The following is a 13,582-nucleotide window of genomic DNA, read 5'->3' on the forward strand; positions in this document are numbered from 1 at the left end:
TAGTTTAAAATGTAAGATTAAGTCCAGCAGTAATTATTTTAGCAGTAGGCATTGCCGTAAAATTCTGTGTATCAGGATCGATACCTTTATATTTTGTAAACACCAATAAATTCTGTGCATTTACAGAAAAGCTAAGCTTCTTATTTTTCAGCACTTTCTCCGGAACGACATAAGAAAATGCAACATTTTGCAGCCGCAGGTAAGATGCATCAGTATAATACAGATCGGATGATGAAACATATCCATTTTGCGGTCCGCCCGAAGTAGTGGTCAGGATCGCATATTTAGCCTGCTGTCCGGGATATTGCCAACGGTTTTCAAAAATTTCTGTTGGTATGTTCCCAAAATTCCCTGCTGGCATACCACTATAAAAAGCGCTGATGCCCATTTGATTTTTATAATACAGGGAAAAACTCAATGCCATATTTTTATAACGGAACCGGTTTTCAATACTCCCGGTAAATTTCGGGTCAGAATTGATCACGATATAGCGGTCATCTTTCTGTCCAGGCTGTTCAAATGGATTTACATTAATCACGCCGTCTTTGTTGCGATCTTCGAAAGCATATTGGCCAGTCATTGGATCAATACCGATATAGTGTAAAAGATATTTATCATTTACAGACTTGCCGATAACATATTGGGTTGCATATGGTGAGAGTTTAAGATCCGGGTACTTGAGCAGGATGTTCTTATTGGTTCCCCCGTTTAAGCCCATGTCCCAGCTAAAATCCCGTTCAGCGATGATACTGCTATTCATAGCAAACTCCCACCCGCTATTTTGAACGGTAGCTGCCCAGTTGGCAGTTACCCCATCAAACCCTGTATAACGAGGGGTTGGGTAGCTGGTTAACTGATTTCCACATCGGTTTTGATAGTAAACAGCGCTAAGTGTTATTCTATCATTAAAGAGCCCCGTCTCCATTGCGGCTTCCAGCTTTTTGTTTACCTGCCATTGGTAATCCGGATTTACAGCATGCAGACTTACCAGCGGTGTAATTCCACCATAAGTGTACAATGGTGTACCACCTGGCTGACTTGACCATTGGCTAATGTATTGGTAATCCCCTACACCGTCACTGCCCGTTAATCCGTAACTGCCTCTGAATTTTAAAAAGCTCATAAAGGAGGGGAGGACATTTTTAGCCCAGGTTTCCTGCGATGCGATCCATGCCAGGCCTACAGCACCAAAATTTCCATATTGTTTTCCCGGGCCAAAACGTGAAGATCCATCCCGTCGTCCACTGATGTTCACAAAATATTTACTATCCCAGTTGTAGGTGATCCGGCCAGATAGCGCCGCATATTTATATTGGCCATAGGTATCGTTAATCAGCTTAAATGGAGCAAAGGATATAGAACCCAGCAGGTTATCATCTTCAAATCCAAAGCCCATAATATTCTGACCCGAAGCAATACTGCCCGACAATGTAGCCGCCAGGAGTACAGATAAATTACCTTTGCCTATAGTTCGCTGATAGTTCAATTGCGGATCAATATTCCAGTTTTGGTTTTCGTTAGTTCCAACCATCATGCTACCGGTCGGACTGGTCGCAGGATTTTGCGATGAAATCGGCTGTGCCCCGCCACCCGTATTGTGACTGGTATTGTAACCAAAACGGCTACTTAGCTGCAGTCCGGTAAACAACTCATAAGAAATATCCAGGCTCCCCAATATTAAGGATGTCTTTGAGTAGGCCAAAGCTTTGAGCGAGCCAAAGGGATAGGAATTTGGTAATCCCGCATCATTCCATTCTTTATAATTCAACTGTCCCATGCTGTCGAATATTGGTGGTGCGTTAGGTGCAAGTCCGGCTACCGATGGTGTACTATTTGTATTGACATTGGTATAAGTATAGGCCCCCTGAAAATTAGTTTTCAACTTCTTATTGAAGGCAGCATTGCTGATGCTAAACCCCATGTTGGCACTTTTATTGGATCCACTGTTTGTCATGATATCCGTTGTCCTGCTATATCCCGGATTAATGTTAAACTGGGTGTTTTCATTGCCCCCCGAAATACTTAAATTGACAGTTGTGATTTTTCCTGTATTTCCCCAAAGTTCCTTTTGCCAGTTGGTATATCTGGTGGTATCCCAGGCGATAAGATCAGGAGCGTTGAGCAAGGTGGGTGTGATGCCATCATTCTTAAAGGCCTCCTTTCTCATTTTTACATAATCTTTTGTATTTAACAGATCCCAATAGCGGGTAACCACATTAATTCCCTGAGAAACATTTGCAGAAATACTCGTTGGGCCCTGTATTCCCTTTTTGGTAGTGATCAGGATCACACCATTAGCTCCTCTGGAGCCATAGATTGCCGTCGCATCGGCATCTTTTAATACTTCTATACTAGATATGCTGGCAGGATTGATATTAAACAATGGGCTCTGGCCCCAGCCTGCTGTGTAACTTCCGTTCTGTATAATTCCTGGAGAACCTGCTTCATAACTGGAATTTCCACCGATATCTAAATAAGTAAGTGGCACCCCATCGATAATATACAAAGGATCTGAAGGAAATTTTGAGCTGATGGTGCTCCGGCCACGGATTTCCACCTTAATGGTTCCACTTGCATACCCGGTGTTAGGCGTTACCGTCATTCCCGGAACCTTGCCTACCAAAGTCAGCAAAGGGTTCATTACCGGCTGTTTCGCAATTTCCTCGGCGGTAACAGTAGTGATATTCCCTGTAGAAAAACGACGACTGGTTTGGCCGTAAGCCATCACCTGAATTTCATCCAGTTTAGAGTTACTCAATTCCAGTCTGATGCCTATGATGCGGTTTCCAACGGGGACTTCTTTAGTTACATAACCCATAAAAGATACCTGCAAAATGGCGTCATCGGCTACATTTTTCAATACAAATTCACCACGGGCATTCGTTATTGTCCTGGCCTTACCATCTTTAACAGAAACTGTTGCACCGGGAAGCGGTTCACCTTTTGCGTCTGCAACAACACCACGGACATCTGTATCTTTAAAAACCTCGGTAAGTTTATCCAGTAAGGAAGGTACTTTTGGCTGCACTACAATTGATTTTTTGGAGATGGAATAAGTTAGTGGCAAACCCTGGAAAATCTCTTTCAATGCATCTTCCAAAGACACATTCTGAAGCTTTACATCTATCTTAATCTTTGTCAGGTCATCATTCTTCCAAAAGAAACTATAGCCTGTCTGGCTTTCTATGTCAGAAAAAACTTTGGTAAGCATAACATCTTTTTGATTGATGCTTACTTTTTGCGCGTATCCAATTGCAGATACCTGCACACAAGCGATGGTGATTATGAAAAAAATCAGTTTCATTACCATAATGATTTTACGCAGCTGCCCCCCTGGTTTATGGGAAACTTTCGCATATGAGTATAAATTCATACGTTTGTATTGTTTGGGTTTGGATTAATTTTCAAGAATTATTCATCATTCCGATTTATCGGATCAGGTTAGCCCAAACGTAGGTCCGGAGAAAAGTGTCGAAGCCTTCTCCGGGCTTTTTTGTATACCGCTAACCTCCTAACTGGCTTAGCCGCTTTGTTGTATAGATTTTTTCATTCTGGTTGGTTTAGTTTTAGTTAATTATGAGTTGATTTTAGGTGTATTTATTTTTCCGTATTACGGCATGACTATTATTTTTCTCCCCTCTACCCGGAAATGCACTTTTCCGAGTTCCAGCACTTTTAATACTTCAGAGAGCGTATAACTTCTTTCAATTTTTCCATAAAACTGTTCATCTTTAATGCCGGGTTCATAAGCTACTTCCACATCATACCAGCGTGAAATTTGGCGCATGAGGGTCTTAATATCAGTATGATCAAATTTAAATAAGCCATCCTTCCATGCCACAACATCGTCCACATCAACTGTTCTCACACGAATTGTCTTATCATCCAATAGCACCGATTGCTGGTCAGGTTTAAGTATTGTACCATTCACATCCACACTACCCTCCAGCAGCGTGGTTTTAACGCCTGGTTCATCCAAATAAGCGTTCACATTAAAGTGTGTGCCCAGCACTTCCACAGTTTGCCCTCTGCTAATAACCTTAAAAGGCTTTGCTCGGTTATGGGCCACTTCAAAATACCCCTCGCCGGCTAATTCAACGGTTCGGCTGGTCCCTTTAAAACGGATCGGATATTTCAGTGAAGAGGCTGCATTCAAGACTACCTTTGTCCCGTCTGAAAGCAATAAAGTATATTGGCCACCTTTCGGAATCGAAATCGTATTGTATAAAGTTGTGGTATCATTTGCAGCAGCTCCGCGATATACCAGCTGTCCATCGGCGGTTTTTCTGATGAGGGCCCCATCTTCAGTAGCCAGGGCTCCGTTTTGCGCATCGGCCAGGGCAACCTGCTTGCCACTGGCAAGTGTTAAAACAGCTTTATTGGATCCAGGAGCAATATCGTTGTGTCTCGAAAGACCTGCTATTTCATTTGAAGGACCCTTAACATAATAAAATAAGCCAGCTCCGGCAACTATAATAATAGCTGCCGCAGATGCAATACGCGGCCATAACTTAAAGCTCCTGGTTTGAATAATCGGGGCAGCAATTCCGGCATGGTTAAGCACGCGGCCTTTAAGTTCCGGTCCAACCTGGTCGAAATCTATTTCATCATCGTCAAGAAAAAGACTGTCCAGTTTTTCCATGTACCAGTTTTCCAGCACTGCCTTTTCTTCAGCTGTTGCCAGTCCGCGGTTATACTTTTTAACCAATGCTCTTGCCCTTTGCCTATATATTCTTTTGGAGTTCATTTACAGCTAAACGGGTGAAAGTAAATCTGGGGGTAGAAAAACTTTAAAATATTTGCATAGTATGCATTTAACGCATCAACAGCAGCATGACAATGCTTACACCCATGTCATTCAGTTTTGGCTTAATGGCCTTTAGGGCATTCTGTACCTGCTTTTTTACCGTTTGTTCCGAAATGTTCAATTTAGCTGCAATTTCTTTATGCGACAGGTTATCCTTACGGCTCAATTCAAAGATTTCCCTCATCTTCGGAGGTAGCTTTTGAATTTCTCTTTCCAGAATTTCAATGATCCTTTTTTCATCAATGGTATCTACCTGGTCGTTTCCTCTCTCCGAAATAAAACTGGCAATTTCGCCGATATAATCGCTCCTGACTTTATTTCTCTCAATCAGATCAAAAACCTTATTCCTCGCAGCAATATACAGCAGCCCAGAAATATTGGCGTTGTTTTTTATGGATGCTGCCCTGATCCAAAGGTTACCAAAAACTTCCTGAACAATATCTTTTGCATCTTCCTCATCCCTCAGCATTTTATAGACATGTGTATAAATCAGCTTCCAGTACCTGTCATAAATCTCCGTGAACGCAGCCTGGTCGCCACGTGTTAATAAGACGGCCAGTTCTGTATCCGGTAATTTACTATAATCAACTATGCCTTGCCCACTCATTCTTAGGTAATACAAATTTTAAAACAATGTTAGCAAATTACGCCGGAAATAATGCCTCTTAAAAATATTATCCTCATCACTGGTGTTTTTCCATCAATGCGGCATGGCAGGGTGCAACTTACAGCTTCGAAGTCAGTAAATAAGCATTAAGTCCTGTTTGTGCACATACTTTGGTTAGAATGTGTGTAATACAGCAGCAACTGTACGGCAAATACCTCTAAAAAGAGGAAACTTTGGACCCAATTATTCCCTACAAATTGAACGATCAGGGAAAGGTACTGAAAATAGGAGAATCTGTTAACGCGACCCAAGCCGTAGCTTATGGAATCGTTGAATCGGACGCTTCGTCTTTGCTTCCAATGCCAGTCTTGCTACACCAGAAACAGCAGGTTAAAACTGAACTACTCGTTAATTAACCTCGCCGTTAAAAGCCTGCAGGTCTGATGTCCTGCGGGCTTTTGTGTTTTAAAAAATCTCTTTTAAACCCTCATGATAAAATCGCTTAATACTCGGCCAATCTGCTTGACAGATAAGAGAAAAAATAAATCTAGTTTTAAAGAACGCAGCTGTAAAGACAACCCCTTGCCTTAAAAGAGCATCCGAAAATCTTTAAAAGAGTAGGAACAACTTAAATTAACGCCTATCGAAACACTCACCCCCCAAAGCGCTATGCGCTCCCCTATTTTCACGGACAATAACGTGAAGAAATCAACATTTGTCTTAAAAATTAATTTAAACCTCTTAATTATGAAAAAACTGCTTATAGTATTGTTCCTGTCTTTTGCCTGCTCAACAATTTACGCTCAGGTAAGGGAAACGAATGGCGGTCAGCCAACTTATGCCAATGGAGATTCCTATGGCTATTATGTAGATAATGTACCAGGGGCCGTATCTTACGAATGGTTTGTCCAGGGGTCAGGGCAAACCGTCCTTTTTCCCGCAGGCGACAGGTTTCTGGATATTATTTTCTATGATCCGGGCGCTTATGACATAATCTGTGTTGTAACCAAGAGCGACTATACAGAGGTCATCAATTATCTGTACCTGATAGTTGACGAAGAGTAGTTTAAATCTGAAAATTAAACCTAATTAATGATGAAAAAGTTATTGTTTATTTTATTTCTTTCATTTGCCTCGTCAAGCATCTATGCGCAGATAAGAGCAAACGCGCCCAGCATACCAGAAACCGCCAATGGGGAATCTTACGGGTATTACATTGATGAAATACCTGGAGCCGTTTCGTATGAATGGTCTGTTGACGGTGATGCCGGTGCGGTAATTTGGCTTATGCCATGGAATGACAAGGTTGTTGACCTGACATTTTCATGGGCTGGTTATTGCCATCTTTATTGTACTGTTACCAAAAGCGACAATTCAGTAGAAGTATTTCAATATGATATAGGGGTCGCACCAAACCCATAATACAGAAAAGCTTCCGGCTTATCACCGGAAGCTTTTCCCTTAACAAACATCGGCCCGGGACAGCACATTAATAAAATCTGACATCACGTTTCTTTTTATCTGTTAATAAGGTAAGGTTCCATAATTTTTGCCCAGATGGCATATCCTTTTGCATTCATATGCAGGTTGTCCGACAAAAAGATATCGGTCATAATTTTACCATCTGTATTGAACATCGCATCGTAGGTATTGATGTAACTGGTCCGTTTCATTTTCGAAATCATTGCGGCGATCTTTGCATTTGCCTCCTGCATTAAAGACCAGTATTTTTCCCTGGAAGGGCTCGGCTTAATAGAAATATAGGTAACCTGAATCCTGGGGTATTTTTTCCTTATTAATTTGAGCAGCTGCGCAACCCGTTCCACCACAGCATCCGCCGAAGCTCCACCTGTAAAATCATTCTCACCACAATAAATCACCACCTGCCGCGGATGATAAGGATAAACAATATCTTCAACATAGCGGATCACATCTGGTAGCGATGAACCTCCGAAACCCCGGTTAATGATGGTCTGCGCCGGAAAATAGGCATTCACATCTTTCCAGTTGGTAAAAGTGGAACTTCCAATAAAAAGTATGGCTTTTTTGGGCGGAAAATTGATACTGTCTTGCTTTTTAAAATGCTGTATGTCTTTATAAAATGGGGTATTTTGTCCTTTTACTATAACAAAGGCAGTTAAGAGCAATAAAATCAGCGCTGGCTTTTTCATCTGGATATCGTTTATTTTTTTAAGTTATACAAAAACCCGGTTGCCCGACAGGTTCTCCCTGAATTCTTTAGGCGTACAGCCTTTCTTCTTTTTAAAGATGCGGTTAAAATTGGAAATATTGTTAAACCCGCAATTGTAGGCCACCTCAGCCACTGCTTCTGTCGTATCAATCAGCTTTCTGGAGGCATGCCCCAGCCTGATGTCAGTAAGACTATCGGTAAAGTTAGTCCCCGTCCTGCTTTTAAAAAAACGACTGAAAGAAACTTCCGTCATATTGGCAATTTTGGCTACTTCGGCTAGGTTCACCTGTTTATCAAAATTTAAATTGATGTACTCCATCACCTTTTCTATTCTCCGGCTATTGTAGGAAAATTCGGCCTGACTAAAAGTTGAATCGGACAACGTACGCATATTTCTGGAACTTGATAAATCGTGCAGAATGGACATCAACTCCAAAACAGAATCAAACCCATGTTTTTTATTCAGCTTTACCAGTCTTGGCCCTATGAATTGTGCTGTTTCTTTAGAAAACAGAATGCCGCATTTTGATTTTTCGAATAGGTCCCTGATAACCCGCAGCTGGTTTCTGCGCAAAAACCTCTCGTCAAAAAGATCCTTATGGAACTGAATGGTCACTTCATGGATTTCCCTTCCATCCAGCTTATGGGTTTCCCACACATGCGGAAGATTAGAACCGACCAATACCAGTTCCACATCCCCGATCTCTTCAATATGATCGCCGACTACCCTTCTTGCTCCGCTGGCATTGGAAATAAAGTTCAGCTCCATCTCTTCATGATAATGCAACGGAAAATCGAAATACTGTTTCTTCCGTTCAAAAATAGTGAAACAATCGCTGTTGGTTAGGGGGGTAATTTCTTTTAACATGTCCTTCTGCACAATAAATGTATAAATAACACCAATGATATGGATAAAATAATATCAACATTCAAATATAGGCGTAAGAGCTCCTATTTAGCAACAAAAATAGGTTAAGCAAATAATACAATGCCCTAATTTTAAAAATAACGACGACAACTGCGATAAAAATATCACAAATGGATAAAATAGTATTATTTTTCAGGACATATCGAAGGCTACTTTTGATATTAACCAAATAAACCGCTTATGCTTAATAAACTATCCATTAATTTATTGGCAATACTTGCATGCCTGTTATCTGTAACCCATACTTTCGCCCAGGACAAAAAAGTATCCGGCAGGGTAACAGATGAAAACGGCAGCCCCCTTCCAGGTGCTTCAGTTAGTATAAAAAACACAAAAACAGCAACCATTACAGATGGGCAGGGGAACTTTGTACTTGCCATTCCGGCTACAGCCCAGACTATAGCCATCTCCTATCTTGGGATGGAAGAACAGCAGGTCGCCATTGGCAGCAGGACTACCTTCAACATCATGTTGAAACCTACAAGCAATACGCTTTCGGATGTTATTGTAGTAGGTTACGGTACAGCAAAAAAATCCGATCTGACGGGCGCGATCAGCAGAATTGAACGGGACGATCTGATTAAGGACGCACCCACAAATGTACTGCAGGCACTACAGGGAAAAATTGCCGGGGTAAATGTGACACAGAACGATGGTGCCCCCGGAGCAGGCCTGAGCATCAGGGTAAGGGGCTCCAATTCCTTTCTTGGCGGTACAGAACCCCTGTATGTGATAGATGGAGTGCCGTTCAACAACAGCAGCTCCGGTACCACCCCGCAGTCTATCGGTGAAGACGAAAAGCAGACTTTAAATGCCATGGCCTTCCTGAACCCCAGCGACATTGAAAGCATCGACATTTTAAAAGATGCCTCTGCAACTGCAATTTACGGTTCACGCGGCGCAAACGGCGTAGTTTTAATTACCACCAGAAAAGGAAAATCAGGAAAAGACAAAGTCGAATTTAACCTCACCGTAGGCCAGGCACAGGTATCCAGAAAACTGGATGTTTTAAATGCTGCTGAGTATGCCGCCTATCAGAACCTGGCTTACCTGAACTCCAACAAATATACCGGGACGGCGTATACCCTGCCTTATCCAGGCACCAACCTGCCCGATCCTTTAAACCCGGGGAGCACCTATTACGCCAAAGGACCACAAGACTATATCGGCAATAACAACAATTGGCAAGACCGGATTTTTCGTACAGGCAGCCTTCAAAACTACACCGTCAACGTTTCCGGGGGCGGCAATGCGGGCAGCCACAGCATTTCCTTCAACTATTTAAATCAGAAAGGTACCATTTCAAATTCCGATTACAACAAATTCGGACTCGGCATAAACCTGAACAGGAACATCAGCAAGACCTTTAAGGTGGGTACCAGCACAACTCTGGCAAGTTCACGTACAAACGGTGTAAAAACCGGCACCGACAAATCGGATGCGGCAAGCGCCGGGGTAATCCGCTCTGCCATCACCTTCCCTTCCACCCAGTCAGAACCAATTGATTACGACGGTGTGGGTGATGCATTTATCACCAACCCCTACATCTACGTAAATGATGTTTTAAATCGTGTAAAAGGAATTAACATCTTTACTTCAAATTACCTGGAAGCAACCTTTTTGAAAGACTTCAAGTTCAGACAAAACGTTGGCTTTAGCTACGCATCCAGCACACGGGACCAGTATTACCCAAGAAGTGTTTATGAAGGCTTTGCTGTTAAAGGCTGGGGCCTGAAGTCTGACAACATATGGAACAGTGGTGTTGCCGAAAGTATCCTTACCTATAACAAAAAAATAGATAAACACAGTTTAAACGTTGTTGGGGCGGGCACCTTTGAACGCACAAACGGCAACAGCAAAAGGGCCGAAGCCAAAACTTTTCCAAATGATGCGCTGCAAAACGAGAATATGGCTGCAGCAGAAGCTGCCCTCCCGATCATCACTTCACGTTATCAATCTACGCTGATCTCTTTTTTAGGTCGGGCAAACTACAACTATGACGACCGGTACCTGCTCACCTTCTCTTATCGCCAGGATGGTTCCAGCAAATTTGGCAAGGATAACAAATGGGCCGGATTTTCGTCTGCCGCCGCCGCATGGCGGGTATCCAATGAGGCCTTCATGAAAGACCTGAAGGTGATTAACGATTTAAAACTACGTTTGAGCTACGGACAAACCGGCAACCAGGGAATTGGCTCCTACGCTTCCCTGGCCAAATTAAGTGTTTACAATTATGTATTTGGTGGTGCCGTGCAAACCGGCCTTGCCAACGACCTCTACTCAGGGCCTCCTAATGAAAAGCTGAAATGGGAAACTACAACTTCCTATAACGCCGGGCTAGACCTGAGTATGTTTAACAAAAGGTTCAATCTGCAGGTCGACCTGTATAAAAAAATAACCGACGACCTCTTACAAAACCTCATCATCCCTTCCTCTACAGGATTCCCAACCAAACTGGTAAACTCGGGCTCCATAGAAAACAAAGGGCTGGAAGTTACACTTGGCGGAATTGTTTTAAAGAACAAGGACTTTGAATGGAATTCCAGCTTCAACATTGCCTTCAACCGCAACAAAATCTTAAGTTTAAGTCCGGATGTAACTGAGCAATACGGAAGGAATATTTCTACCGGTGATGCACCTTTCATCCAAACCGTAGGCAAGCCAATCGGCGCGCTGTATGGTTATGTTGAAGATGGCTATTACGACAATGAAGCCGAAGTAAGAAGCGACCCGGCCTATAGCGGACAGGGCACAGCAATCATCCTGAGAACCATTGGTGAGATCAAATATAAGAATCTGGATAACGACAGAACCAACATTTCGCAAACCGACAGAACCTTTATCGGCAATGTAAATCCAGATTACACTTTCGGTTTCACCAATAATTTCAGGTACAAAAGGTTTGACCTGAGCGTGTTCATCAACGGCGTCCAGGGCAACGACATCATCAATATGAATACCCGTTTTAATGGAAACCTGGGTACCAATAAGAACATCACCCAGGAGACGCTGGATGGCGCCTGGGCCGAGGGAAGCGACAATACCAATGCCACCGGGCCTAAGGTGATGCGCCAGTTTTTCAGGAACCAGCTGTTCAGTAGAAGATTTGTTGAAGACGGAAGTTTTGTAAGGATCAAAAACGTGACTTGCAGCTATCAGCTTCCACTCAACTCCAAAATCATTAATAGCCTCAGGGTTTCCCTGGCAGTAAGCAACCTTTACACGTTTACCAATTATTCGGGCTACGATCCGGAAATCAACAGCTATGGCGATAACCCTGCACTTTTTGGGGTCGACCTGGGGGGCTATCCTAACGCCAGAACCTATCACCTTTCCTTACGTTGTAATTTTTAACCTTTAAAAACAGAACATGAAAGCATTTTCAAAATACTTTACCGCATTTGCTACCGGGCTGCTTTTTCTGGGTACCGGTTCCTGCAAAAAAGCATTGGAAGAAACCCCTTATTCCTTTTATTCACCAGAGAACTTTTACAAAAATGAAAGCGATGCCAGGGCCGCCATCAATGGGGTATATGCAGAACTTTATACTTATGACCTGTACCTGCAGCCCTTCTGGAATATGACCATCCTTGACGATGACCATGTTTCGGGTGCCGATTGGTTTTTAGGCACTACCGGGGCGGGGAACCCTCAGGCCTACTTTGGCTGGGAAAAACCCTGGGTAGGCTGCTACGCCATTATTGCCAGGGCAAATACCGTTCTGGAAAATGTAGTCAATATCAACACCATGGATGAGGAGATCAAAAACAGGATCCTGGGCGAGGCTTACTTTTTAAGGGGCTGGGCTTATTTTCAGCTGGTACAGTTATATGGTGGCGTACCTATTCGTCTAAAATCCCTGTCGGCCGCCGAGCCCGAAACCAATATTCCGCGCGCCACCGTTAAAGAAACCTATGACGTGGTGATCAGTGATTTTAAAAATGCCGAAACCAGGCTGCTGCCCTTGGGCCACCCAAAAGCCGGGGAAACCGGCAGGGTAAACCAGGGCGTTGCAAAAGCATTTCTGGCCAAAACATACCTTACCATGGCCTCGGGCGCAGCAACAGGCAATGTAACCGTTCGGGGCGGTACCGACAATGGCTATTACACCTATGCTAAAACCCTGGTTGCCGGCTACGAAGGAATGGATTCTAAAGCTTATTATGCACTGGCAAGAGACAAGGCGGCAGAGGTTATCGACAGTAAGCTTTACACCTTAACACCAAGCTGGAAAGATCTGTGGAGCATTGCAGGCAGGAACAATAAAGAACAAATGTGGGAACTGCAATCGCTTGCCGGAACAGCCTTTGTAAATAACCTCGGCGCGTATTTCTCGGCCCGGTCTACCTTCGGACAAGGGGCCGTATGGACTACCAACAACCACTATAAAGATTACGACGAGGCGGACGCCCGGGTTCTGGACGGCATCACGCACAATTATACCACTTTACAGGGAACAAATATTTTTTATCCTTTTGCCCAGGCCGCCTTGTACAAAGTGGTTAACGGCATCACCTACAACAATACCAACAGCACCACCGCAGAAAGGGCTTATACCATCAAATACAGCGCTGTTGCCGATCCCAGCGTAGCAAACAGCGACGCCTTTTATCCGCTGCTGCGTTATTCGGAGGTATTACTGATGTATGCTGAGGCCGAAAATGAGGTCAACGGCGCAACCACCCTTGCCTATAATGCATTAAATACGGTAAGGTTCCGCTGTTACCCTACAACCGGGACACTCGCAACACCTGTGCCCGCAGCATATGCCCCTGCCAACATGACGGCCGAACAATTCCGCAGTTTTGTTCTGGCAGAAAGGGCGCGTGAGTTTAACCTGGAAGGCATCAGGCGTTTCGACCTCATGCGCTGGGGCATCTATCTGCAGGTGATGAACAAGATTTCTACCGGCCAGAACAACATTTCGAAAGTGAGGGCCCGAAGAAACCTATTACTTCCGCTTCCACTAAACGAATTGAATTCCAATAAAGCCATCCCATCAAATAACCCGGATTGGTAAAAGATATTTATTTAATGATTAATTTAAAT

At 43.4% G+C, this 13,582-nt stretch carries 9 protein-coding genes; 4 read left to right on the plus strand and 5 right to left on the minus strand.

The genetic code is table 11. From position 1 onward, the window contains the following. Positions 1-4: 4 nt before the first annotated feature. From ABIE26_RS13745 to ABIE26_RS13755, 3 genes are all read right to left on the minus strand, one after another. The gene (locus ABIE26_RS13745; protein ID WP_310142067.1) at positions 5-3,373 is read right to left on the minus strand and encodes a SusC/RagA family TonB-linked outer membrane protein; all 3,369 of its coding nucleotides are present in this window, start codon (positions 3,371-3,373) and stop codon (positions 5-7) included. Between the two features lie 237 nt (positions 3,374-3,610). After that, a complete protein-coding gene (locus ABIE26_RS13750; RefSeq protein WP_310142066.1) occupies positions 3,611-4,747 on the minus strand; it encodes a FecR family protein in 1,137 nt (378 codons plus the stop codon). 67 nt (positions 4,748-4,814) lie between these two features. After that, positions 4,815-5,414, minus strand: a complete 600-nt coding sequence (locus tag ABIE26_RS13755) for an RNA polymerase sigma factor (RefSeq protein WP_310142065.1) — start codon at positions 5,412-5,414, stop codon at positions 4,815-4,817. 747 nt (positions 5,415-6,161) lie between these two features. Between ABIE26_RS13755 and ABIE26_RS13760 the strand changes: the two genes are divergently transcribed. Then, on the plus strand, positions 6,162-6,479 hold the full coding sequence (locus tag ABIE26_RS13760; RefSeq protein ID WP_310142063.1) for a hypothetical protein: 318 nt from the start codon (positions 6,162-6,164) through the stop codon (positions 6,477-6,479). Positions 6,480-6,506: 27 nt separating this feature from the next. Continuing rightward, positions 6,507-6,836, plus strand: coding sequence for a hypothetical protein (locus tag ABIE26_RS13765; protein WP_310142062.1), 330 nt, complete (start codon positions 6,507-6,509; stop codon positions 6,834-6,836). 95 nt (positions 6,837-6,931) lie between these two features. On the opposite strand, the gene ABIE26_RS13770 is transcribed toward ABIE26_RS13765, so the two are convergent. Together ABIE26_RS13770 and ABIE26_RS13775 are read right to left on the minus strand one after the other, a co-directional pair. Then, entirely contained in the window at positions 6,932-7,585 is a 654-nt protein-coding gene (locus ABIE26_RS13770) for a GDSL-type esterase/lipase family protein (protein WP_310142061.1), read from the minus strand. Between the two features lie 24 nt (positions 7,586-7,609). Then, positions 7,610-8,485: a helix-turn-helix domain-containing protein gene (locus tag ABIE26_RS13775; RefSeq protein WP_310142060.1), complete on the minus strand. Its 876-nt coding sequence runs from the start codon at positions 8,483-8,485 to the stop codon at positions 7,610-7,612. 228 nt (positions 8,486-8,713) lie between these two features. Here ABIE26_RS13775 and ABIE26_RS13780 point away from each other — a divergent pair, with 228 nt between their 5' ends. Together ABIE26_RS13780 and ABIE26_RS13785 are read left to right on the plus strand one after the other, a co-directional pair. Beyond that, positions 8,714-11,887: a SusC/RagA family TonB-linked outer membrane protein gene (locus tag ABIE26_RS13780; RefSeq protein ID WP_310142059.1), complete on the plus strand. Its 3,174-nt coding sequence runs from the start codon at positions 8,714-8,716 to the stop codon at positions 11,885-11,887. Positions 11,888-11,903: 16 nt separating this feature from the next. Further along, positions 11,904-13,553 (plus strand): RagB/SusD family nutrient uptake outer membrane protein, encoded by a 1,650-nt coding sequence (locus ABIE26_RS13785; protein ID WP_310142058.1) that lies wholly within the window; start codon positions 11,904-11,906, stop codon positions 13,551-13,553. Positions 13,554-13,582: the final 29 nt, after the last annotated feature.

The sequence above is a fragment of the Pedobacter africanus genome, from assembly GCF_040548825.1.
Lineage (GTDB): Bacteria > Bacteroidota > Bacteroidia > Sphingobacteriales > Sphingobacteriaceae > Pedobacter > Pedobacter africanus_A.

Bases quoted from the DNA above. Each gene is read 5' to 3' on its own strand.
- ABIE26_RS13760 (WP_310142063.1), top strand. From the start codon at position 6,162: ATGAAAAAACTGCTTATAGTATTGTTCCTGTCTTTTGCCTGCTCAACA.
- ABIE26_RS13770 (WP_310142061.1), bottom strand. From the start codon at position 7,585: ATGAAAAAGCCAGCGCTGATTTTATTGCTCTTAACTGCCTTTGTTATA.
- ABIE26_RS13765 (WP_310142062.1), top strand. From the start codon at position 6,507: ATGATGAAAAAGTTATTGTTTATTTTATTTCTTTCATTTGCCTCGTCA.
- ABIE26_RS13745 (WP_310142067.1), bottom strand. From the start codon at position 3,373: ATGAATTTATACTCATATGCGAAAGTTTCCCATAAACCAGGGGGGCAG.
- ABIE26_RS13785 (WP_310142058.1), top strand. From the start codon at position 11,904: ATGAAAGCATTTTCAAAATACTTTACCGCATTTGCTACCGGGCTGCTT.
- ABIE26_RS13780 (WP_310142059.1), top strand. From the start codon at position 8,714: ATGCTTAATAAACTATCCATTAATTTATTGGCAATACTTGCATGCCTG.
- ABIE26_RS13755 (WP_310142065.1), bottom strand. From the start codon at position 5,414: ATGAGTGGGCAAGGCATAGTTGATTATAGTAAATTACCGGATACAGAA.
- ABIE26_RS13750 (WP_310142066.1), bottom strand. From the start codon at position 4,747: ATGAACTCCAAAAGAATATATAGGCAAAGGGCAAGAGCATTGGTTAAA.